At 59.3% G+C, this 22,912-nt stretch carries 17 protein-coding genes and 8 pseudogenes; 15 read left to right on the forward strand and 10 right to left on the reverse strand.

Translation table 11 applies throughout. The features are described from left to right. Positions 1 to 42 precede the first annotated feature (42 nt). The 5 genes and pseudogenes from folD to NKI58_RS24475 all read left to right on the forward strand — a co-directional run bounded on the left by folD (position 43) and on the right by NKI58_RS24475 (position 3,056). Positions 43 to 937, forward strand: a pseudogene (gene folD, locus NKI58_RS24460) (bifunctional methylenetetrahydrofolate dehydrogenase/methenyltetrahydrofolate cyclohydrolase FolD). Positions 938 to 947: 10 nt separating this feature from the next. Then, the gene (purU, locus tag NKI58_RS24465; protein ID WP_352808726.1) at positions 948 to 1,832 is read left to right on the forward strand and encodes a formyltetrahydrofolate deformylase; all 885 of its coding nucleotides are present in this window, start codon (positions 948 to 950) and stop codon (positions 1,830 to 1,832) included. 54 nt (positions 1,833 to 1,886) lie between these two features. After that, the gene (locus NKI58_RS24470) at positions 1,887 to 2,576 is read left to right on the forward strand and encodes an IS6 family transposase (protein ID WP_352853788.1); all 690 of its coding nucleotides are present in this window, start codon (positions 1,887 to 1,889) and stop codon (positions 2,574 to 2,576) included. A gap of 110 nt (positions 2,577 to 2,686) precedes the next feature. After that, positions 2,687 to 2,773, forward strand: a complete 87-nt coding sequence (locus tag NKI58_RS35610; RefSeq protein WP_502895652.1) for a 4Fe-4S binding protein — start codon at positions 2,687 to 2,689, stop codon at positions 2,771 to 2,773. 4 nt (positions 2,774 to 2,777) lie between these two features. Continuing rightward, positions 2,778 to 3,056 (forward strand): hypothetical protein, encoded by a 279-nt coding sequence (locus NKI58_RS24475; protein ID WP_023680280.1) that lies wholly within the window; start codon positions 2,778 to 2,780, stop codon positions 3,054 to 3,056. Positions 3,057 to 3,174: 118 nt separating this feature from the next. On the opposite strand, the pseudogene metH reads toward NKI58_RS24475, so the two are convergent. Continuing rightward, positions 3,175 to 6,983, reverse strand: a pseudogene (gene metH / locus NKI58_RS24480) (methionine synthase). Between the two features lie 130 nt (positions 6,984 to 7,113). Between metH and NKI58_RS24485 the strand changes: the two are divergent. The 5 genes from NKI58_RS24485 (at position 7,114) to NKI58_RS24505 (ending at position 12,402) form a co-directional block, all read left to right on the forward strand. Then, positions 7,114 to 7,593, forward strand: coding sequence for a hypothetical protein (locus tag NKI58_RS24485; protein ID WP_023680905.1), 480 nt, complete (start codon positions 7,114 to 7,116; stop codon positions 7,591 to 7,593). Positions 7,594 to 7,821: 228 nt separating this feature from the next. Further along, positions 7,822 to 9,078 carry an NAD(P)-dependent oxidoreductase gene (locus NKI58_RS24490; RefSeq protein ID WP_023680904.1) on the forward strand — a complete coding sequence of 419 codons (1,257 nt, stop codon included), beginning with the start codon at positions 7,822 to 7,824 and terminating at the stop codon, positions 9,076 to 9,078. Positions 9,079 to 9,094: 16 nt separating this feature from the next. Further along, a complete protein-coding gene (locus NKI58_RS24495; protein WP_245274899.1) occupies positions 9,095 to 10,696 on the forward strand; it encodes a methyltransferase domain-containing protein in 1,602 nt (533 codons plus the stop codon). An 88-nt stretch (positions 10,697 to 10,784) separates the two neighbouring features. Beyond that, positions 10,785 to 11,186, forward strand: a complete 402-nt coding sequence (gene speD / locus NKI58_RS24500) for an adenosylmethionine decarboxylase (RefSeq protein WP_198023679.1) — start codon at positions 10,785 to 10,787, stop codon at positions 11,184 to 11,186. Positions 11,187 to 11,340: 154 nt separating this feature from the next. Continuing rightward, entirely contained in the window at positions 11,341 to 12,402 is a 1,062-nt protein-coding gene (locus NKI58_RS24505; RefSeq protein WP_031213459.1) for a LacI family DNA-binding transcriptional regulator, read from the forward strand. Between the two features lie 115 nt (positions 12,403 to 12,517). Here NKI58_RS24505 and NKI58_RS24510 read toward each other — a convergent pair. The 3 genes and pseudogenes from NKI58_RS24510 to NKI58_RS24520 form a co-directional block, all read right to left on the reverse strand. Next, positions 12,518 to 13,389, reverse strand: a pseudogene (locus NKI58_RS24510) (beta-galactosidase); the annotation flags it as partial. A gap of 55 nt (positions 13,390 to 13,444) precedes the next feature. Continuing rightward, positions 13,445 to 13,723 (reverse strand): TOBE domain-containing protein, encoded by a 279-nt coding sequence (locus NKI58_RS24515; protein ID WP_352718508.1) that lies wholly within the window; start codon positions 13,721 to 13,723, stop codon positions 13,445 to 13,447. A gap of 59 nt (positions 13,724 to 13,782) precedes the next feature. Further along, positions 13,783 to 14,097, reverse strand: a pseudogene (locus NKI58_RS24520) (IS66 family transposase); the annotation flags it as partial. Between the two features lie 5 nt (positions 14,098 to 14,102). Between NKI58_RS24520 and NKI58_RS24525 the strand changes: the two are divergent. After that, a pseudogene (locus NKI58_RS24525) lies at positions 14,103 to 14,833 on the forward strand (IS110 family RNA-guided transposase); the annotation flags it as partial. A gap of 2 nt (positions 14,834 to 14,835) precedes the next feature. Here the strand turns inward: NKI58_RS24525 and NKI58_RS24530 are convergent. The 3 genes and pseudogenes from NKI58_RS24530 to NKI58_RS24540 all read right to left on the reverse strand — a co-directional run. After that, positions 14,836 to 15,268, reverse strand: a pseudogene (locus tag NKI58_RS24530) (IS66 family transposase); the annotation flags it as partial. A 69-nt stretch (positions 15,269 to 15,337) separates the two neighbouring features. Next, on the reverse strand, positions 15,338 to 15,565 hold the full coding sequence (gene tnpB / locus NKI58_RS24535) for an IS66 family insertion sequence element accessory protein TnpB (RefSeq protein ID WP_352718505.1): 228 nt from the start codon (positions 15,563 to 15,565) through the stop codon (positions 15,338 to 15,340). A gap of 7 nt (positions 15,566 to 15,572) precedes the next feature. Further along, a complete protein-coding gene (locus tag NKI58_RS24540; RefSeq protein ID WP_352718502.1) occupies positions 15,573 to 17,660 on the reverse strand; it encodes a recombinase family protein in 2,088 nt (695 codons plus the stop codon). On the opposite strand from NKI58_RS24540, the gene NKI58_RS24545 reads away from it, so the two are divergent. The 3 genes from NKI58_RS24545 (at position 17,644) to NKI58_RS24555 (ending at position 18,721) form a co-directional block, all read left to right on the forward strand. Next, entirely contained in the window at positions 17,644 to 17,910 is a 267-nt protein-coding gene (locus NKI58_RS24545; protein WP_156937518.1) for a hypothetical protein, read from the forward strand. The two genes, NKI58_RS24540 and NKI58_RS24545, sit on opposite strands and share 17 nt — an antisense overlap. A 210-nt stretch (positions 17,911 to 18,120) precedes the next feature. Continuing rightward, positions 18,121 to 18,267 carry an IS66 family insertion sequence element accessory protein TnpB gene (gene tnpB, locus NKI58_RS24550; RefSeq protein ID WP_023680899.1) on the forward strand — a complete coding sequence of 49 codons (147 nt, stop codon included), beginning with the start codon at positions 18,121 to 18,123 and terminating at the stop codon, positions 18,265 to 18,267. A 244-nt stretch (positions 18,268 to 18,511) separates the two neighbouring features. Next, entirely contained in the window at positions 18,512 to 18,721 is a 210-nt protein-coding gene (locus NKI58_RS24555) for a hypothetical protein (protein WP_023680898.1), read from the forward strand. 754 nt (positions 18,722 to 19,475) lie between these two features. Here NKI58_RS24555 and NKI58_RS24560 read toward each other — a convergent pair. After that, entirely contained in the window at positions 19,476 to 20,351 is an 876-nt protein-coding gene (locus NKI58_RS24560) for an MBL fold metallo-hydrolase (RefSeq protein WP_023680896.1), read from the reverse strand. After that, positions 20,338 to 21,755 (reverse strand): annotated as a pseudogene (locus NKI58_RS24565) (aminotransferase class V-fold PLP-dependent enzyme). The gene NKI58_RS24560 and the pseudogene NKI58_RS24565 overlap by 14 nt, the downstream one beginning before the upstream one ends. 25 nt (positions 21,756 to 21,780) lie before the next feature. On the opposite strand from NKI58_RS24565, the pseudogene NKI58_RS24570 reads away from it, so the two are divergent. Continuing rightward, a pseudogene (locus tag NKI58_RS24570) lies at positions 21,781 to 22,030 on the forward strand (Lrp/AsnC ligand binding domain-containing protein); the annotation flags it as partial. 189 nt (positions 22,031 to 22,219) lie between these two features. Here the strand turns inward: NKI58_RS24570 and NKI58_RS24575 are convergent. Next, a complete protein-coding gene (locus NKI58_RS24575; protein ID WP_023680150.1) occupies positions 22,220 to 22,912 on the reverse strand; it encodes an amino acid ABC transporter permease in 693 nt (230 codons plus the stop codon).

Raw genomic sequence — 22,912 nt, forward strand, 5'->3', positions numbered from 1 at the left:
CCATCAAAAACTTGACGCCGGCACCGCGGTGCTCAGGTCCTCATGGCCGCCGGATACACGTCTGCGGTCTTCACCGGATGGGTACGAAAAGCAGTCGCAAACACCCTTACCACGCAGATTGCCGCCGATGTAGCTGCGCTGAGATCGGCAACCGGAAAAGTGCCGGGCTTGGCAGTGATCTTAGTGGGAGAAGACCCAGCGAGTGCTGTCTATGTCGCATACAAACACCGTCAGACGCTTGCGGTGGGTATGGCGTCCTTTGAACACAAACTTCCAGCCGACACCAATCAGGACGACCTGTTGTCAATCGTTAATGAATTGAATCAGGACCCTTCTGTGCATGGCATTTTGGTACAGCTACCATTGCCGTCTCAGATTGATCCGAACATGGTTCTCAACGCGATTGATCCGACCAAAGACGTCGACGGGTTTCATGTCCAGAATGCCGGCAGGCTGGCGACCGGCCAAGAAGGGTTCGTTCCGTGCACTCCTCGCGGCTGCCTATTGCTCCTGAAGCATCGTCTCGGCGATTTAGCTGGTCTCCACGCGATCATAGTTGGACGAAGCAATATCGTCGGCAAACCAATGGCCCAACTGTTGCTGGCTGAGAATTGCACTGTAACAGTCGCTCATTCGCGGACCCGCGAACTTCCGGCTCTCTGCAGGATGGCCGACATTTCTAGTCGCCGCGGTCGGACGCGCAGAAATGATCCGAGGTGATTGGATCAAGCCAGGCGCGGTTGTCGTCGACATAGGTATCAATCGGGTGACCCAAGGCGGAAAGCCGCGCCTTGTTGGCGATGTCGCATTTGCAGAGGCTGCTCACGTTCAAGCAATTACACCTGTCCCAGGCGGCGTGGGTCCGATGACAATCGCGTGTTTGCTCGCGAATACCCTTTCCGCATTCCGTCACACCTTGGCGGCGCGAAACAACTGAGGAACGAACAATGTCGAAATTTGCACTTCGCGTGAAATGTCGTTCCACCAGGGGCATAGTGGCTGCGATCTCCAGCTTTCTCGCTGATCAAACTTGCAACATCACGGACAGTGCGCAGTTTGACGATGTTGATACTGGCAACTTCTTTATGAGAGTGAGCTTCCGGTCTGAAGGTGGGCGAAACCTGGACGAGCTCCGCGTCGGCTTCGATCCAATCGCATCGCGCTTCGCGATGGATTCAGAATTCTTTGACGAGGCCGTGAAGCGAAGAGTTATCGTCATGGTCTCTCGCTTCGGCCACTGCCTCAACGATCTCCTCTACCGTTGGCGCATTGGCGCTCTCCCGATCGATATCGTGGCGGTGATCTCCAATCACATGGAATATCAAAAGGTCGTGGTGAATCACGACATTCCGTTTCACTGCATCATGGTAACGAAGGAAAATAAAGCCGAAGCGGAAGCCCAGCAGATGCTTGTAGTGACCGAGACCAAGGCCGAGCTGATCGTTCTAGCTCGCTACATGCAGGTTCTCTCGGATGAAATGTGTCGGAAGATGTCCGGCCGCATTATCAACATCCACCATTCGTTTCTTCCTTCGTTCAAGGGCGCCAATCCCTACAAGCAAGCGTATGAACGCGGAGTGAAATTGATCGGCGCGACCTCTCATTACGTCACTGCCGATCTGGATGAGGGGCCGATCATTGAGCAAGACATCATTCGGGTGACACATGCGCAGTCCAATGAGGATTACGTCAGCTTGGGTCGTGACGTTGAAGCACAGGCCTTGGCACGGGCGATACACGCCCACATCCATGGCCGAGTTTTCCTAAACGGGAACAAGACGGTTGTATTTCCACCATCACCCGGTTCGTTCGCCTCAGAACGAATGGGGTAGCGATAGAAAGGTTCTGTCGCAACCTTTTCGGAAAGGTCATTTGCTGCATGATGCTTGCTCTTTTTTCCGGGAGTTTGTCATGTTCAAAGGCCGCCATTTTGGTATCTTGCCTACAATCTCAGCCTGCGCGATCTGGAAGAGATGATGGCCGAGCGCGGCATTCACGTCGACCATTCCACTGTCCACCGCTTGGTCGTGCACTTCTCGCTTGAGCTGCTGGACCGATTCAACCGGCGCAAGCGGAGCGTCACTGGAAAATGGCACATGGACGAAACCTACATCAAGGTTCGAGGCCAATGGATGTATCTCTATCGTGCTATCGACAGCCTCGGCGATACGGTCGAATTCTTTTTCAGCGAGAACCGTGACCTGCCGGCGGCCAAACGCTTCTTACGGAAGGCCCTGCAGCGCCATGGCAGGCCGGAACGTATCGCCATCGACGGCAGCCAGACCAATCACGAGGCCATCCGATCTTGCGATCTTGAAAATCGCCTGCGGGATCGATCGCGACGAGCACTGAAGTCGATCAGAATCCGCAAGAGCCAGTATTTCAACAACCGCATCGAACAGGATCATAGGTGCATCAAGCGCCGCGTCCGGTCCATGCTCGGCGAGTCAACCACAACCGCCGAAACTATCCTCTCGGGCATCGAGATGGTTCATATGATGCGCAAACGACAGGCCAGGTTTGCCTACAATCCCACGCCCTCCATTGCCAAGCAGTTCGAAATGCTCGCCGCATGAGCGCCGCGTGACGCTCAACCCGCCCTTGCGACCTCAGCTGGAGTTTGCGACGGAACCGCCTGGACAAGGTCTGGACGAGATCAGATTACGGCCACATTGGAACTCGCATCATGATCGAACTCGTCATCGCCGAGCGTTGCACGGGTTGCAACGCCTGCGTCGAAGTATGCCCGACCAACGTGCTCGAAATCGTCTAGCAATGTGCCGCACATCGCCCGGCAGGAGGACTGCCAGACCTGCTTCATGTGCGAGCTCTACTGCCGGGAAGACGCGATCTACGTCGCGCCCGATTGTGAAAACGCCACTCCAGTCGACAAGGACGAGATCCTGGCTTCCGGCCTGCTCGGCGAATTCCGCCGCAATCATGGCTGGGACGAATGGGCACACGACCCCCGCTACACCAACGAGCACTGGCGGATGGAGAGCGTCTTCCTGCGCGCGAGGGATATGGCCATCGCCGAGGCGGCCGGAAACGCGTGAATGGAAATTGTGCCTCAGCTGACATTCCTATGACCTGAGCGTTTATCCGGGACCTCATTTCCATGATACAGAAACGGCAGTTGCGGCTCGGAGCGTAAGACGGCAGAGCTTGCCGCCACTACTCCGCAGCCTCGGCATAGTGCGCTGGCACATAGTTGAGAATGGGTCCGAGCCAGCGCTCCACTTCCGCGAGCGGCATGTCCTTGCGGCGTGCATAGTCCTCAACCTGGTCGCGTTCGACCTTGGCGACGCCGAAATAATAGCTTTCGGTATGCGACAGATAGATCCCCGACACAGACGAGCCGGGCCACATCGCATAGCTTTCGGTCAGGCTCACCCCGGCATTGCGCTCGCTGTCGAGCAGCCGGAACAGTGTGGCCTTCTCGGTGTGGTCGGGCTGGGCGGGATAACCGGGCGCCGGGCGGATGCCGCGATAGGGCTCGCCGATCAGCTCGTCCGGCGCCAGCTTTTCGTCGACCGCATAGCCCCAGAACTCCTTGCGCACCTTCTCGTGCATGCGCTCGGCGAAGGCCTCAGCGACGCGGTCGGCCAGCGCCTTGACTATGATCGACGAATAGTCGTCATTGGCCCTCTCAAATCGTTCGGCGATCGCCACCTCCTCGATGCCGGCCGTGACGATGAAGCCGCCGATGTAGTCGGGCTTGCCGCTGTCCACCGGCGCGACGAAATCCGACAATGCGACATTGGCCTTGCCGTCGCGCTTGGTCAGTTGTTGGCGCAGCGTGAAGAAGGTCGCCAGCTCCTGCGATCGCCCCTCATCCGTGAACAGCCTGATATCGTCGCCGGTGGCATTGGCCGGCCAGAAGCCGATGACGCCGCGTGGCGCAAACCATTTTTCGGCGATGATCTGCTTCAGCATCGCCTGCGCATCCTCGAACAGCTGGCGCGCGGCGGGTCCTTGCGCTTCGTCTTCGAGGATCTTGGGATAGCGCCCTTTCAGCTCCCAGGTCTGGAAGAACGGCGTCCAGTCGATGTAGCGCGCGAGTTCCGTGAGATCCCAGTTCTCGAAGACCTTCACACCTGTGAAGGACGGCTTCGGCGGCTCATATTCAGACCAATCGATCCGATGCGCATTGGCCCTCGCCTTGGCCAACGGCAGCCGCTGCTTGTCGGCTTCGGACCGGGCATGCGCGTCGGCGACTTTCTTGTATTCGGCGCGCAACGTGTCGACATACTTCGCCTTGCTGTCATTCGACAGCAAGGACGACACCACGCCGACCGCCCGGCTGGCGTCGGTGACGTAGACGGTCTGGCCTTTCGCATAGCGCGGGTGGATCTTGACCGCCGTGTGCACGCGGCTGGTCGTCGCGCCGCCGATCAAAAGCGGAATGTCAAAGCCTTCGCGCTCCATCTCGGCGGCCATGTGCGCCATCTCGTCGAGCGAGGGCGTGATCAGGCCGGACAGGCCGATGATGTCGACATTTTGCTCTCGCGCCGTCTGCAGGATTTTTGCCGCCGGAACCATGACGCCGAGATCGATAATCTCGTAATTGTTGCAGGCCAGCACGACGCCGACGATGTTCTTGCCGATGTCGTGGACATCGCCCTTCACCGTCGCCATCAGGATCTTGCCCGCCGTCTGGCGCTCGCCATTGTCGATGCCATTGGCGGTATTGGCCAGCTTCTCGGCCTCCATATGCGGCAGCAAGCCGGCCACCGCCTGTTTCATCACCCGCGCCGATTTCACCACTTGCGGTAGGAACATCTTGCCGGCGCCGAACAAGTCGCCGACGACGTTCATGCCGGCCATCAGCGGGCCTTCGATGACATGCAGCGGGCGCTCGGCGGCCAGCCGCGCTTCCTCGGGTCGGCATCGATGAATTCGGTGATGCCGTTGACCAGCGCATGGCTGATCCGCTGCGCAACTGGCAATTCGCGCCAGGCGAGGTCGCGCTCCTTGGCTTCCTGGCCCGCCGTGCCCTTGAAGCGTTCGGCGATCTCCAGCATGCGTTCGGTGGCGGTGCCGCCGCCTTTCGGTTGACGGTTGTTGACGACATCCTCGCAGGCTTCGCGCAGGTCGGGATCGATGGATTCGTAGACGGCAAGCTGTCCGGCGTTGACGATGCCCATGTCCATGCCCGCCTGGATAGCATGGTAAAGGAACACCGCATGCATGGCCTCGCGCACCGGCTCGTTGCCCCTGAACGAGAAGGACAGGTTCGACACGCCGCCTGAGATATGGACATGCGGCAGCGTCCCGGTGATCTCTCCCGTCGCCTCGATGAAGTCGACGCCGTAATTGTCGTGCTCCTCGATGCCGGTGGCAATGGCGAAGACATTGGGGTCGAAGACGATATCCTCGGGCGGGAAGCCGGCCTGTTCGGTCAAAAGCTTGTAGGCGCGGGTGCAGATTTCGACCTTGCGCGCTTTGGTGTCGGCCTGGCCGTCCTCGTCGAAGGCCATGACGACCACCGCCGCGCCATAGGCGCGCACGAGTCTGGCATGATGCAGGAATGCCGCCTCGCCTTCCTTCATAGAGATGGAGTTGACCAGCGGCTTGCCCTGCACGCATTTCAGGCCGGCTTCGATGATCTCCCATTTGGAACTGTCGACCATGACAGGAACACGGGCGATGTCCGGCTCGGCGGCGATCAGGTTGAGGTACTCGACCATCGCCTTCTTGGAATCGATCAGGCCCTCGTCCATGTTGATGTCGATGATCTGCGCGCCATTGGCGACCTGGTCGCGCGCCACGTCGAGCGCGGTCACATAGTCGCCCGCCGTGATCAGCTTCCTGAACTTGGCCGACCCGGTGACATTCGTGCGCTCGCCGACATTGACGAAGGGAATCTCGTCGGTCAGCGTGAACGGCTCCAGGCCCGACAGGCGCATCTTGCGTTCGATCTCGGGAATGGCGCGCGGCGGATACTTTTTGACCGCCTCGGCGATGGCGCGGATATGATCGGGTGTCGAGCCGCAGCAGCCGCCGACGACATTGACCAGCCCTTCCCGCGCAAAATCCTCGACCTGCGCGGCCATGAATTCCGGGCTCTCGTCATACCTGCCGAATTCATTGGGCAGGCCGGCATTCGGATAGGCGCAGGTGAACGTATCGGCGACACCGGATATCTCGGCCAGATGCGCGCGCATGGCGTTGGCGCCGAGCGCGCAATTCAGGCCGATGGTGAAGGGGCTGGCATGGCGCACCGAATGCCAGAAGGCGGTCGGCGTCTGCCCGGACAGCGTGCGGCCGGACAGGTCGGTGATGGTGCCGGAGATCATCACCGGCAGGTACACGCCCTTCTCGATGAAGATCTCGTTGCAGGCGAAGATCGCCGCCTTGGCGTTGAGCGTGTCGAAGATCGTCTCGATCAGGATGATGTCGGCGCCGCCGTCGATCAGGCCGCGCAGCTGCTCGCCATAAGCAAGGCGCAGGTCGTCGAAGGTCACGGCGCGATAGCCGGGATTGTTCACGTCTGGCGACATCGAGGCGGTGCGGTTGGTCGGCCCGAGCGCGCCGGCGACGAAACGGCGCTTGCCGTCCTCCTGCTCGGCACGAACAGCGGCGCGGCGCACCAGTCGCACGCCATCGCGGTTCAACGCGTAGACCGCATCCTCCATGCCGTAATCGGCCTGGGCGATTGAGGTCGAGGAGAAGGTGTTGGTTTCAAGGATATCTGCGCCGGCGATGGCGTACTGATAGTGGATCTCCTCGATCGCCCCAGGCTGCGTCAGGATCAGCAGATCGTTGTTGCCCTGCTGGTGGCAGGCACAGCCGGCGAAGGCCTCACCCCGGAAATGGTCCTCGTCAAACCCGAGGCCCTGGATCTGCGTGCCCATGGCGCCGTCAAGGATGAGGATGCGTTCGTGCACCGCTGCGGTCAGCGCAGCAAGCATTTCCGACTCGTCGGGCTTTGCCGCGACGGAGCCGAACAATGCGTCCAGCGATGCAGAATTCTGCGACATTTTCATCCTCAAGACGACAGTAGTGTCCAATTCACATAAAGACATCTTTATGTCAACATACGCGCTCCAGCCTGGGTGTCGCGCACCGGAGAGAAAGTTTTGTGTCAAAATCGGTCCAAAAGCAGATGAGATGGATGAGCGGCATGCCCTCGAAGCGGCTTGGGCGGCAGCGCTCAAGCCGGCGCCGCTCCCATGGTGTCTCGACCGATGCAAACAATATTGTGGCCTTTGGCCCAAACTGTCCACTATCGAACGGACGCATTATAGTCGAACGTTTTGCATTTCGTGCGAAGCCCTCAAAGCAACAACAGAAGACGCGCGCGGGGAGAAGGCGCGCCGGCCCAACTTGAGTATCAGCGCGGAGCTACATCATCAGGATGGCACGTCACTTGCACATCAACTTTGGGAAGCCATCGTGACGGCAATTGCCCGCAAACCAAGGGAGATGACGATGGCAATTGGCCTGAATTGCTCGGAGCAACTGAAGATGGCTGAAGATCTGCAGGCGTACCATGCCGAGCCACGGGGACTGATTATGTGGCGAGCCGAGTTGAAGCAATTCATTGACGATCGGGCGAAACACAATAGTCGGCATTGTCTCGCCGTCTGAGGTTGGACGTGAAGGGACCGCGGGCGGGAATATCAGGCAAGAGCTCGGGTCAGAGCTTCCCATACCGCAAGCGTCGAGGCGACGGAGATCGGTCAGGAAATGCTCAGCGTTATGAGCGGGCTCGGGAGGAAGAGAATGCGGAAGGTTGAGAAGATCAGACGAAGCGCTGCTGCAGGCTCCTGCCGAATGAAAGCCCTGCATCGTCCGCTAACGCTTTCGCAGCGTTAGGTGGGAATTCTCAGTCTGCTGGTGCGGCTGACGCTATTCCTAAAACGCGACGAACAGCTCGAATCTAACCAGGACGCAGGTCAGGGGCCTAGCGCGACACTTCTACAAAATCTCGAAATGAAGAGTACCAATATGACAGATAAACTCTCGGTCTCTATCCTGAAAGAAACCCGCGACAACGAGAAGCGGGTTATCATGCTTCCGCAAGGTGTTCGACAGTTTGTCGAGGCCGGTTTTAAGGTTTACGTTGAGCATGATGCCGGAGCCGCCTCGGGAGCGTTTGATGGGGACTACAAGGCGGCAGGGGGCGAAATCGTTTCAACAGACGAGGCTTGGACAGTTTCTCCATTCCTCTTGAAATATAAGTTTCCGAGCGTCGCCGAACGGCGGTACCTGTGCCGCCCGCTGCATATTGGCGCATACTTTTACCCAGGCGAAAACTACGAGCTAACGCACCACCTGCGCGAGCATGGGGTGACAGCCTATAGCTATGAGTACTTTCAGGCCGCAGATGGTTCGTTTCCGCTCATGACGCCCGATAGCGAGATCAGCGGGAAATTGGCTGTGCTCTTTGGGGCCCATCACCTGCTATCGACGCAGGGAGGGCTCGGCATAATGCTGGCTTCCCTACCGGGGATGAAGCCGCCGAAAGTCGTCGTCATCGGGCATGGAAATGTCGGCGCAGCAGCTGCTCGAACAGCCGCAGGTCTCGGAAACGAAGTTGTTGTCTTTGGCTACCGCGAGGAAAGCCTCCGCCGATTTGAGGGGACCGTTCCCTCGAACGTCAAATGCCTGATTGTCTCGCAAGAAGCCCTGGAGCGAGAGATACCCGACGCCGACCTGGTGATCGGAGCGACTTTGATTTCGACCTACGATACACCAGCGATGCTCACAGACGAACTCGTCAAGAAGATGAAGGAAGGCTCGATGATCATCGACGTCACTTGCGGCTATGGAGCAGGATACATCCCGACGGCCCATACATTCACCTGGATGGGCGCGGCACCATATAAGGTGCATGGCGTTTGGCACTACAAGGATCCCGTCATGCCAGCTCACGTGCATCAGACGGCGTCGATCGGGGCAACCACAAACCATACGCGTTATCTTATTAGTCTCGGCAAATCGATTTTCCTTAAGGATTTCCAGGACTCGGTTTCCCAAAAGGGCAAATTTGTTGAAAACGGTGAGATCATCCATCCGCACGTGATTAGCGACTTTGCCTTGATCGATGCATTGGCCAAGAAATCCGCGTGAGGGGGCGGCCATGGCGATGCGGCATAAGATATCATATAAAGAACGGGCCGCGTACTACGATGTCGAATATACGGACACTGTAGACCATGCTTTTCTCGCCAGTCTTGTTGGTGGTTCTACGCGCTCGGTCCTTGAGATTCCGTGTGGGGTCGGGCGTAACGCGCTTAATTTGGCTCGAAGCGGATGTTCGATAGTCGCTGTCGACAACGAACCGGCTATGGTCGAACGGCTGACAGAAAAGGCTGAAAAACTCGGCGTCAACAATGTGTCAGCACTCGTTGGGGATCTCCGGACGTTGGACCTCGAAGAGCGGTTCGACCTTATCCTCGTGCCCCGAGAGGCATTTCAGCTGTTGGTGGACTTGTCCCAGGCGCGGCAGTCGCTCAAAGCGCTGCGACGGCACCTCTCGGACGATGGGACATTGATGATCGACCTATCGTCTTTCGCAAAGGTCAGGCCAGAACAGGCCTACCTCCAGCCAGACTATTTCGATCCTACTGCCCCTGATGGCAGTTGGCGCTTTGAGTGGACGCGCCCGCTAGCCGCCAGGCTCACGTTGTCTCGTCATCGTATGCAGCAACACAATTGTGACGGCACAGTCGACGTGTCGTTCAGACACATTCGTGAGACTGAGACGGCCATCGACGAGACCGAGACGACCATTCGACTTAGGCCTTACTGCGTCGACGAGTTCACGGCGCTTTGCGTCGATGCTGGATTGAAGGTTGAAAAGGTGTTCGGCGACTACGGACGCAACTGGTACCAGCCGAACGACGCCCGAATGATTTTTCTTCTCAGCGCAACTACCGACATTCGGGACGATCAGCTCCCCCCGTCCGGGGTTATGTGGGAACTCGGCCGAGGGTTCCAGAACGACCGTGATGCCTTTCGAACGAAAGACCTGCAGTTGGTTCCAATGCGTCCGTCCGTCCGAGCTTATTTTGAGACCTATCTGACGGAGTATTTCTCCGGCCCCTTCATCAAGGGCCAAGGGGCCGAGGATATTTTGAAGGCGATGGCGGAATGGGGCGTTATGGGAAATGCTCTCGATCTGGGATCTGGAACTTCGACGCTGTTCTGGTATCTCCCAACCAAGGGAGTCAATCGCCTCTCTTGCTGCGACATCGCGCCTGAAGCCCTTAGCGTGCTAGCGAACTTCGTACGGAGCAATCAACCGCTTCCTGAGTGTTACGGTTGGGTAGCCGATCATTTCAAAATATCCAATCACTCGGTCAACCAGCTTCGCGAGCGCTTTGCCGAGTTCTTGATTTTCGACTGCCTGAAGCGGTGGCCAAGTTGGATGGACAGCCACCGATACGACTTGATCACTGCCTTCGGTAATCTAGCGATTTCGGGGACAGCTGACGCGTACGACGATTGCTTCCAGCACATCGCTGATCACCTTGCACCCACGGGCCGAACTATCGGAGCGGATTGGGCAAGGCGGCAGTCATTTGCGCAGAAGGATGGGCACGACAATTCGTATTTGAGCATCGAACTGATAGCCAGCGCGATGAAGAATGCGGGGCTCACCCCGCTGGAATGCCGTCGTATCGAGATACAGCGGGACCCACTTTACGACGCCATTTTCGTTTGGGTCGGCCAGAAAAATAGCTGAGCGATCTCCTTCGATATTTTGGAGCTTTTAGCATGTCGCACAATCGCGAAGGCGGTGCAGGTAGCTTTGTTTCAGTTAACGGCGTGATCTGCGCTGGCGCCCATTATATTGTCGATCTGTTCGGCGGCACAGGTTTGGCAATCCCGCTTTTATCGAAACAGCCATTACGAAAAGCGCACAGTCCGCTGGAGCCACTATACTTTTTTCAAACTTCCATCGGTTTTCACCCGAGGGTGTCTCAGGCGTACTGGTATTGGCGGAATCTCACATCAGTATCCATACTTGGCCAGAGCACAGCTATGCGGCATTAGATGTGTTTATGTGTGGCCGGGCCCGCCCCAAAGAGGCTATTGCCGTTCTGAAGGAAGAGTTCAAGCCGATCCGTGTCGTCGAGTATTTGCTTGCCCGCGGCAGAGCCGACAATGCCGACCAATACTCTCAACCGGATCGGATCGACTCCGAACGTTGGCTCAAGGGGCTTGAGCGCTAATTTTCGATTCATCAATCGCGCGTCGTCGATCTCGTGCGTCAGGCGCCCGTGATTTCGGGCACTGCATCCCGGCGGCCGCCAAGGCGAAGAAAGATCAGAGCTGCTCGATCACCGTAAGCGCCACGCCGCTCCCCTCGTGCGGGGCATGAGGTGAATGTGCGAAGAATCCCCCCGATCGCGAGAGACGCGGCCGACAATCCACGATCTCGCTACCGCGGCAGGCGTTTCGGTGGCGACTGTGAACAGAATTCTGAGTGGCACCGTTTCAGTTCGCCCGAAAACCGTCCAACGCGTTCAAAGCGCAGCGGAAGAGATTGGGTTTTACGGAATCGGAGCCATTGATGATCGGGCTCGTAAGATATCTCCACATTACCGACTAGGCTTCCTGCTTCAGCAGTCGACCCGCGACCTCTATCAGTTGTTCGGGAAGAAGATTATTGCCGCCTGTCGTGAGCGTCGGGATGAGGTCATCGATTCAGTAGTCGACTTCGTCGATCTGCTGACACCCGAGACAATCGCGAGCCGGCTGATTGCGCTCGGCGATTCATGCGACGCCGTTGCGGTGGTCGCGGCAGATCACCCAATTATTGGCCAGGCGATCCGCTCACTGACGGAAGTGGGAAGACCGATTGTTTCTTACATTACGGATCAATCCGCACCGGAACGTGCAGCTTATGTTGGCACAGACAATTGGAAGCTGGGTCGCACGGCGGCCTTCCTGATCACCCAAACCACTCAAGGACCGGGTCGTATTGCGGTTTTCATAGGAAACCATCGGTATCAATGCCAGGACGTCTCAGACGCCAGTTTCCGTTCGTATTTGCGCGAACACGCTCCGCGGCTCACAGTGGAGGAAAGCCGCCCAACCCACGAGGAATCGAACGAGGCTTATCGAATGGTGGCCGAGTTGCTTAAGACGAATGACGATCTTGTGGGAATTCTGATCGTCGGTGGCGGAATTACCGGTGTACTTCGTGCTTTGAGGGAGGTGTCCTCAGAGAGGCGAGCGGGTATCAAGGTGGTATGTCGTGACATTGGCCCCGAAACCCGAAAAGGACTGTCCGAGGGCTTGATCACAGCAGCTCTCTGCCACCCCCTTGAAGCCACTTCGGCCCTTCTTGTACAGACAATGATTGATGTCATTGGACCACAGGCGCCCTTAGCTACTCTTCAGCGGTCCATACCTTTCGAAATAGTCACCCCGGAGAATATCTGACGCAAATGTCAGCTAGGGGTCGCCCACTCGATTGTTTAAATAACATGTAACCTTTTGAAATTGCTGTGGAATATTTTCCAGCGTCGCGCAAACTCCGACATCAAGATCGTCATGCGCGGCAGATATCGAGGTGCAGCGCCTGTGTGGCCGCATGTCCGCCGGTGCGCCGCATCTCGTCGTACAGCATCGGAAAGATGTCGAAGCCGAACTCGAGGTCCTGACCGAACGGCCCACGAAAATCGATATCGGCGAGTTGCCCAAGATTGTGGAAGATGAACCAGCCCGGATTGGTGGCGCGCAGGATCTCGACCTGGTCGTGTTGAAAAGCCGCCGTCGCCCCAGCCAGGAACCGGTGGTAGTCCTGTACATGCCCGGGGCTCGGATAGGACGGCATAAGCGGCCGCGGCAGCTCGATCTGCGAGAAATCGTCATAGGCCGTCGCCCAGAAATGGCCACCCCAGGCGAAGTTCAGTGCGTCGATCGCGCCGGATTTGTGCTGCAGGAATTTCTGGAACTCCAGCCGCGTGGCGGGTGAGAATGACTCCGAAACCGTCGTGTTGAGCTCGTGTCGGTCTGCCAGCCGATGACGCGAGGATTGTTGCGGTAGTGGTCGGCCATGGCGCGGGTGATGCGGCGGCTGTGGCCGCGGAACACCGGGCTGGTGGTGTCGGCATGCTGGCGCGAGCCATGACTTGCGGGCGGCCGTGGACATCGACGCGCAGCACCTCCGGATAGTTGATGGTCAGCCAGCGCGGCGGCGTCGCCGTCGGCGTTCACATGATCGTGTCGATACCAGCGGCGCCGAGAACCCTCGATTGCCCGTTCACCCATCCGCACCGTGTTGACGCCGGCCGCAGCCATGCGCTCGGCATCGCGCCGCCAGCAGGTTTCGTCGACATGTTCGGGATAATGCGGTGCTCCCAGCAGGAAGCGGTCCAGGTTGAGGGGCCGCCAAACGGAAAGCGGAGCGGGCGTCTTGCGCTGCATGCGAATGATACTCTTGGATTGAAGGGTCAGGTTGCGGGGACGGGTTTGCCCGGCGTTAAGGTGCGGCCATCGGGCCCGAAGAGATAGCGTCGGCGATCTCGAACCCGGCCGTCAGTCGGGCGCCGACACTGATTGGCGATACCATATTGAGCTGGACGGTGAAATTGCCTGTGCCGCTGTCCGAATTGGTCGCCTGAAGGGGGGAGGCGTCGAGGTAGAGGACCGTTTCCCGCCCGAGATGTTCAACCAGCCGCACCTGACCCTGGAACGATGGCTGGCTGGCGTTTGCCGGTTCGAGAACGTGGAGGTTTTCCGGTCGGATTCCGACAGTCACCGCATCTCCCGACGAAATGCCGGTCCCGTCGATGTCGGAGAAGGCAAGTACGCCTTACTCTTTTCGCGCAGCCAGAGTTCAAGATCGGCGACAATAGCGCGGCTATTTTCCTGACGCATCGCACGGCGTTCATCGGCCGATCGGCCACGGATATCGTCCTCTATTCTGTAGAGCTCGGCGATCCGTCTCAGCGCCTCGCTGGCGATCGGCGCCGGTCCGGACACGGCCAATTCATAGAACCGCCGGCGAACGTGCGCCCAGCAGAAGGCGAGCGTCACGCCGCTCCTGTCGGCCAGCACACGATAGCCGCCATAGCCGTCGACCTGCAGGATTCCAGTGAAGCCTGCGAGATGAGCGATCGGACGCTCGGCCTTCGATCCGCGCCCTGCTGGCCGTCAAGCGGGGTGAGCCGCGCGTCTGCTCGATGGTCCGGGTGCCGACGCCCGAGAATGAGGATCGCCGCCGGACCAACCGCGAGCGCTGGTCGCCGAACGGGTCGAGCACGTCAACCGCATCAAAGGCCTGCTCTTCAGCCAGGGCATCCGCGACTACGAGCCTTTGCGCCGCGACCGCCGCGATCGCCTGGAAGAACTGCGGACCGGCGATGGCCGCGCCCTGCCGGCCCGCATGAAGGCCCAGATCGGCCGCGAACTTGACCGTCTCGAATTGCTGCTCGGCCAGATCAAGGCGATGGAGGCCGAGCGCGACGCGCTGCTCGCCGCGACGGCGGTGGACGCCTCGACGCCGGCGGCGATGTTGCTCAAGCTGAAGGGCATCGGGCCGGAATTCGCGACGATCCTCCACGCCGAAGGGCTGTTCCGGCATTTCAACAACCGCAGGCAGGTGGCCGCCTACGCGGGACTGGCACCTTCCCCATGGAAGAGCGGCACGATCGATCACGAACAAGGCGTGTCAAAGGCAGGCAATCCGCGGCTGCGAACGACGATGGTCGAGCTTGCCTGGCTGTGGCTGCGCCATCAGCCGGCCTCGGGCCTGGCCCGCTGGTTCAGCGAACGGGTGGCGCGCAACGGCGGCCGCCTCAAGAAGGCGATGATCGTCGCGCTCGCCCGCAAGCTGCTGGTGGCGCTGTGGAAATACGCGACCGCCGGCTATTTGGGCCGGCGCACGACGATCACACGCAGCTGCGCCGGCACGATATCGCCGCTCGCTAACATCTTCGCCGATCCGGTGCAGGCCATTGCGGCAGCACGGGCAGGCATGGTCCTCGACGTCGACGACCATCTCCGTGCGCGGCAGATGGAGTGGCAACGCGCCGCGGTTCGCCCGGCGCTTCGTGGCCTTTGCTTGGCGCTCGGCGAGAGCAGATTGTTCCTTCGCTTTCTCACCGGCGGCCTCGATCTGCTCGGCCTCTTCGAGCCCTAGCAGCAACTGATCCTCGGGGAGCGTCTCCGCACGACGGCCGAAGCGATGACGCTGCAATTCCTTGATGATCTGGATCAGGCGGGCATTCTCGACGTCGCGCGCCAGGACCATCGCCTTCAGCGCGTCCGGATCGTCGGGAAGCTGGTCAGCCGTCATCGCCATGAGCGGATCAGACCATATTCGCCGACAGCCCGCGACAGCGGAATCCAGACTGATTCACTTCGTCGCGGGTCAGCCGGCCTGGGCTGGAACGCGGGTCCGGCGCGCCTCATGGACGCGCCGCCAGTCGAGACCTTCGAGTAGCGCCGAGAGCTGCGCGGCCGTCAACCGCATCATGCCGTCATGCACTTTCAGCCAGCGGAACTCCCCATCCTCCAAACGCTTGGCATAGAGGCAGACGCCGGTGCCGTCCCAGAAGATCAGCTTGATCCGGTCAGTGCAGTTCGTTTCATAATGCATCCCCTTGTCAGAGTCCGGGCAGTCGGACGACTTTATCGTATTGATATTGCTCGCAGAACTTCGGTCGACGAGCGACGATACCTTGCACCCCTATGCGTACCGCTTCTGAAGCGAGTGCTTCAACCGGGACCAGCCAGGGCGAACCGGGCAGAATCTGTTTCGCCGGCAGGATGCCCTTGAGAGCCAAGCTTTTCGCGGACCCGACGCAGATGCCAAGCCGTTCGGCGGCTTTCATCAGACTGATCATTTCGCCATCAGCCTTGGCTGGATCGTATCCGGGTATGCCGAGCCGCTCGCGCATTTCGCGCACGCGCACCGTCGTCCAGGTCTCGCCATCGCCGGTCTTGCAGCGCATCCGGTTGAGCGATACGGCAAGCTCGCGGTCCGGCCAGTGTCCGGCGAGTTTGCGCAGTGCTTCGACGGCGCTCGGCGCCATATCTGGACAACGGCCGGTCTTGACGCGGGCAACACGCACCTCGGTGTGACGCCCGCCGGTCCAATGGATCAGCAGCACGGCTTCGTTGGTCGCCTCATCGAGATCACATACGATCTCCTGAACCAGGATATGGATAAGGCGCTGCTTGGTCCGAGTGTCGGTTGAGGGTGCGTTCCATACCGCCGGTAGATCGTGGGCAAGCTGAAGCAAACGGGCGCGATCGACCTTTGGGCGTGTCGCCGACAGAGCCGACAGCTCCGCGATCCGGCGCTCCAGTGTGGCCACGCGGTCCAACGCATCGTTCCAGCGAGCCTCGAGTTCGCGTGCGACATGGCGCTTGGCGGGGTCGACCAGTTCGTAACGACGCCCGGCCAGCGAGGCATCGTATCGGGCTGCTTCCAGCTCCCGCTCGACGGCGGCAACGATGTCCTTTCGCGAACGCTCGGCCTGCTCCGAAGCAAAGATCGCGGCTTCCACGGCACGATCGGAGACGGCTTCTAGGATCTGCAGGGCGACGGCGCGATCAATCCGCAGACCGCCAATGCCGATGCACAGGCCAGCGCCGACATGGGCATCATCGCCGCGGCACTGGTAGCGATGGGCGTTGCCTTTCGCCATGCCATAGAAGACGCGCATCATTCGTCCGCATCGCCCACAACGCATCAATCCCGTGAGCAGGGCGCGGCCTCCACGTGCAGATTTGCGCGCACAGTTCTTCTTCATATGCGCGTTCTCGAGCAGGAGCTTCTGATTCTCCTCGTATTCCTGCCAGCTGATGTAACCAGGATGATTGTCACGCAACAACACATGCCATTCGTCGCGAGAATTCCTGAAGCCGCTGGCCTTACGGGCGCGCCCCTCGACAATCCGTGTCCGCTGCGCCGTTCTGCCGAATGCGTAGGCGCCGCCATAAAGCGGATTGTGAAGAATCTGCATGACACTGTGGTAGGCGGGAGGCTTCCAGACGAGTTTGCAAACCTCGACATTGCGCCGGACCACGGGCATTTTAATGTCTGCCGATCGCAGCCATAAGAAGACCTGCCGCGCGCTGCCCAACTCGCGGAACTTCGCGAAGACCAGCCGGATGGTGTCGGCCACGTGCTCGTCAGGATCGATCTCGACCTTATCGGCCTCGCTCCAGCAGAAGCCTGGCGGAAGCATGAAGCGGAACTCCCCACGCTTGGCCTTGGAGTCACGGGCGGCGATGCCGCGCTGTCGCATCAGGCTCAGTTCGTATTCCGACATCGTTCCCTTCAGCCCAAGCAGCAGGCGGTCGTTGACGAGCCGCGGATCGTATGCGCCATCCGGATCGACGACCAGCGTGCCGGCCAGCGCGCACAAGTCAATCAGATGATGCCAGTCCCGTCCGTTACGCGCCAGTCGTGACGCCTCGATGCAATAGACCGCACCGACATCGCCGGAGCAGACCATGGCGACAAGCCGCTCAAAGCCGGGTCGCTGCATCAGGCCGGACCCCGAGCGGCCAAGATCGTCGTCGATCACCGTCACCGATGCAAAGCCGACCGCTTCTGCGGCTCCCGCCAGGTCATACTGCCGGCGCTGACTTTCCAGATTGCCCGTCACTTGCGACATGGTCGATTGACGAACGTAAACTACCGCCGAGCGGGCGAGGTGATCAGGCGTGATCTTCGGGTTCATCACCGCCTCCCTGATCCGCTTCGGCCGCCAGCGCTTCCAGCAGAAGGTCGGCCAATGTCTCGACCAGTCCCTTTGTGTTTTTGCCCACTGGCGGATGAGGAATTTGACGCTCCAGCTGCAGGATGAGCTGCGCGCGATTGTGATATCGGCTTCTTCGCACCGTCCCTCTCCTTCTTCCTTGAAGGGCGGGATTGTGCGCCTTGCTTGCGATTCGCGCCGAGCGCCGGCAGGACGATCGTCAATTCATTGAGACCCTCGATGCCGATTTCGGGTCGCCCAAGCGTCATGCCCGCGCAGTAGCCGGCGTCGAACATCCAATTCGGGAGTTCGCGGCAAAGGTCAGGACGCTCCTCCGTGTAGATGCACGTCAACGCCTTCCCACGACGAAATGGCGAAACCTGCAACGTGCTCCCAAACAACGGATGCCAGCGATAGGCAACCGTCGCAAAGCGGAAACCATATGCAGAATGTCGATAATTGCGGCAATCTGATCAAGATTATCTGGCATGATAGGCTCGGCATGTCGCTGTATGCAAAACGGCTCGAGAAGAGCCGGTTTCTTTGGCCGTCTCCGGCGGACGGCAAGGGCCAGCAATCTTCGAAGTGATGGAGTTTTTCGGCAACCGCGATCTTCTTTGGTGGCGGTGCCGAGGAGAAACAATTGATCGAACGGTTTCGCGAGATGCCGATCCGCGCGGTCGCTCCTGCCATGCCCTGGCTGTAACGCGGCTAACCCTGCCATCCATCCTGACATAAATGCGCCGGCAGCCGTGCTACGGTGAGAGCGCGGCCGGGCCGGTGTTACGGCACCGATCTGGCAGTCTGCCATGAAGTGAAGAGGAGAGTTCACCATGTCCAGGATCAATCGCCGCGCCTTGCTTCTCAACGCCGGCAGCGCCGTTATCGCCTCGACGGTTGCGGCAACAGCTCTCGCCACAGAGCCGCGACGCTGGGACCAGGAACCGTCCAGCGATCTGCGGGCGCTGATCAAAGCGCACAAGGCAATGTACACTGCGTTCGGCAAGGCGATCCACGAAATGGACTGCGGTCAGGGAAGGTGATCGCCGGGCCAAGGCACGATATCTTTTGAAGATCGAGGCGCGCGGTGAACTCGACTTGGCCGAGCATTTGCAGGCTCTTCTCCGCTCGACGATGTGGACTGGCATTCGCGTCGTGTAACTTAGACGTCCGCGCCTTAATGCGGCAAGACCGGTCGCATCTATGTTTGAGGGCATCGCGTTCAAACACCAAGAGCGCTACGGGAGAACAAGCGGTGATTTTGGTGGGCGATCGCTATGATCGCTGCCCGGGTCGCCCGCAGTCAACTGTGCCGGCCATGGGAACGAGTTAGGAGCGCCAAATCCGGCTATTTAGTTGCGCGCGAGGAACATGAAAGCCGCGATCAGCCTTCGGTAGTTCCGGCCTGTCTGGAGCACCTATCAAATTGCTCTAGTCGACTGGAATCGCGCCAAATCACCAGTACATACATCGGCTACTTGCGGTTCGCCTCAAGCTTTTCGTCCCCAAAAGAATTACCTCCCAGGTGTGGCTCGATATCCGAAGGTTTATGATCCTATCCCACATCCGAGATATCCCCTCCGATCGATAATAGTGTTGCAGACGCGCCACCGCAATTGCTTGCCGCGATCACCTCCGAGAGCGCAATCCGAGGATTGCTCATTCCGACGACGTACATCAATAGGGCGTAGCGAGGATCGACTCGCCTCCGCCAATCGGACCGAGCGTACACCCGATCAGTGATCCTGAAACCGATCGCGGGCAGGAACTGCTGGAGAGAGCCATCCAATTCGTCAACTAATCCCAGACCGATGCTGGCAGCGCGTCGAGCGGTATCCTCAGATAACGCCGGCCATTTTCCTCGACCTGAGGCAGTTCCCCTCCGCGGATATTGACCTGCAGGGCATGCAATATGAGTTTTGGCATTGGCAATGTCCTGTCTCGGGCCTCTCGAAGCCTGATGAACGTACTCCGACAATGACCGGCGACATGCGGGTTTTTCTCTTTCTGCTCCGCTACCGAACTCTCCCACAGAGCCTGGCGCCCTCCCGGCCTGTAGTCATGCCCGGTGAAGAGGCGCGTCCGGTCGGGTAGGCTCAAAACGTCCTGGATGGACTGCCACAGATCAGCTGCGCTGCCGCCTGGAAAATCTGCCCGGGCGGAGCCGCTATCGGGCATGAAAAGTGTGTCGTGAATGAACGCTGCATCGCCGATGACATAGCTTATCGACGCCAAGGTGTGTCCTGGCGAGTGCATGACGCGCGCTTCCAGCTCGCCGATGTTGAAGGTCTCGCCGTCGCAAAACAGCCGATCCCATTGTGAGCCGTCACACGGGAGATCCGAGAAGTTATAGATCCGTTGCCAGATCCGCTGCACTTGCTTCACGCGCTCGCCGATCGCTGTCGGCACGCCGGTTTTCGCCTTGAGATAACCCGCGGCCGAAAAGTGATCGGCATGCGGATGGGTGTCCAGGATCCACTCGAGCTTCAAATTGCGGCTGTTGATGTAGTCGAGGATCGCGTCCGCATTTGTCGTTGCTGTCGAGCCAGACTTTTCGTCGAAATCGAGTACGGGGTCGATGATGGCGCATCTTCGTGAACTCGGGCATGCAACGACATGTTGGATGCTGCCCGTCCGTGCATCATAGAAGCCGGCGACTTCAGGCTGCTGCATGGGCGATGCCCTCGACTGCGGCTCGCGGGAAGAAGATCGCCCGGCCAGGATCGAGGTCGTAGTCATGCTCAAAGTCCGTTGCGTCGGACGCAATCTGCGCCAAGGCATCGAGTATGAACTGCACCTTCTCGTCCGGCAGCAGAACGCTGAAATTCAGCCGGGTGAATCCCGGCTTTTTCATTTCGTCGCCGGAGAGAATGGCTTGCCTGATTTCCTCGGACTGTTCGTCATCGATCGACAGCAGTCTGTGAACATACGGGCCGGCGCAGGCGCAGCCACCGCGCGCCTGGATCCCGAACCGGTCGCTTAGCATGCGCGTGATCAACTGCTGGTGGACGTAGCCGTCCTTTCCGTTTTTGATCCGGAAGGAAAAGATCGGAAGCCGCTGAGGATCCGATAGACCGAGGAGCTCCAGCCGCGGCAGGGCTTTCCATGCGCGAAAAGCACGACGCGCCAGCTCGCGATTGCGCGCTGTTATCGCGTCGAGTCCGATCGCATCTTTGACGATGAAGGCCAGCGCGGCTCGTATGTCGCCGATCACGTTCGGCGTGCCGGCTTCCTCGCGGGATTCCAGGCTGTCGCTGTAATCGTGTGTCTTCGGGGAGACAAACTTCACCGTCCCGCCACCTGGCCACGACGGCGTCTTCGTCGAAGATCCGTCGCGTCGAACGATCAAGATGCCGGAAGCGCCGGGGCCTCCGAGGAACTTGTGAGGCGAAACAACTATTGCGTCGATCTCGGCATCTGGGGCGGGCGACATGGAAATCGGCAGGTAAGGACCTGCGCTCGCATAGTCCCAGATCATCTTTGCGCCGGCGGCCTTCACGATCACGGTGATGGCCGCCACATCGCTGGTGATGCCCGTGACGTTCGAGGCCGCGGACATCGAGCATATCGTCAGATCTGACGACCCCCCGCCAACCGCGTCCTTGAGCTGAGACAAGTCCGGCCCGCCAGACGTATCCTCAGCGATTTCCACGATTTCTGCTCCGCTCTCGCGCCAGGGCAGAATGTTGGAGGATGCTCATAGGGACCGATAATGATCCGAGCGCGCTTGCCCGCTGCCACGGCTTCAGCGACCCCGAATAGCTTGACGAGGCGGTTGATCCCCGACGTAGCGCCGGAGCCGGTGAAGATCACGGCATGCCGTTCGGTGGCCCCGCAGAATTGACCGATCTGGGCGCGCGCTTCCCGACGCATGCGGGTCATGAAGCCTCCGCAATACGAGGCTTCCGTGTGGCTGTTGGCGTAGTACGGCAGGACCTCCTCAAGCACAAAGCGCTCGATCTGACGGAGTGCGCGGCCTGACGCGACATAGTCGGCGTACACCAAGTCCTTTTGCCCGTAGGGACCCACGATTTTCGCCGTCGATCCCACAAGCCCATCCCGGAGGTCGGCGGTCACGTCAGCCGTTTTCTTCAGCCCCTGGCGGAACCATTCCAAGGAGTGGAGTGAGGCGTTCCGTACCCATGTCGAACGGTTGCCGGAGGTGATCGATTTCTAATCGGATCGGAGGAGATTGGGACTACCTGATCAAGGTCGTGACACAAGGCATGTCCGGCTACGATGCATTCTACCAGAAACTGATCACGAACTTCGACCTGGCTACGGTGTCAGGCTTCTTTTCCATGGAAGCGATCATCAACAATCGTCCAGTGGATCTGACCAATCTGCGATAATGCGGCGCCTGCTGTTAGACACTTCGCCTTCATCGTCGCCAAGCCGTCGACCGTGGCACCACCAGGGTGAGGTGTCGATTACATGAGCCCGCAGGTCTGGCTGCGAGTTCGCCCCATCAGCTGTTTGCAGGCCTCAACTGAGCCTTGAGTTCCTCCGCCCTTGCTGCGCGGGTCCTGACGACGCTTCGGTCAGGTCCGCACCCTCAGCGCCTGCTCCAGCCTGTCGGCAATCTGGGTGACGATATAGGCAATCACCATGTAGATCACGACGGCAATCACGAAGGCTTCGAGGTAGTAGTAGTTCAGCGCGGCGGTCAACTGGGACTGGGCGAAGATGTCGACAACCTCGATGGCGAATCCGAGAGAAAGCGCCTTCATGATGACCATCATCGAGGTTGTGAGGTCGGGAATTGCCGTGAGGGCCACCTGGGGAAATAGGATACGTCGGAACAGTTGGCCGCCCGTATAGCCCAGCGAATGGGCTGCGTCCGACTGACCGGTGTCGAACGCATTCAGGGCTCCCTTGATAATCTCCGATTGGAACGCGGCGACACAGCCGGTAATCGCAACTACAAGGATGACCCAATTGGGGGTTTCGTGGGCGTTGAAGTTGATCCCCAGCAATGAGACCAGGAACTGGAATGCGGGCGGCAGACCGAAATAGGCGAGGAAAATCACGATAACCATCGGAACGCCCTTGAAGACAATCTTGTAAGTCATGATGAGCTCTCGCAGCACCGGCACCCGTCTGTATTCGATAAGCGCGAATATGCTGCCGACGATCGTCGACAGGACGAAGATCATGAGCGCCATTCCAATTGTCATGGGTACGGCACTCAAAATTTCCTGCGTGTCCTGGAGCAAAATATCGGTATCGAACAT

It is taken from the genome of Mesorhizobium sp. M0522, from assembly GCF_040321085.1.
Taxonomy (GTDB): domain Bacteria; phylum Pseudomonadota; class Alphaproteobacteria; order Rhizobiales; family Rhizobiaceae; genus Mesorhizobium.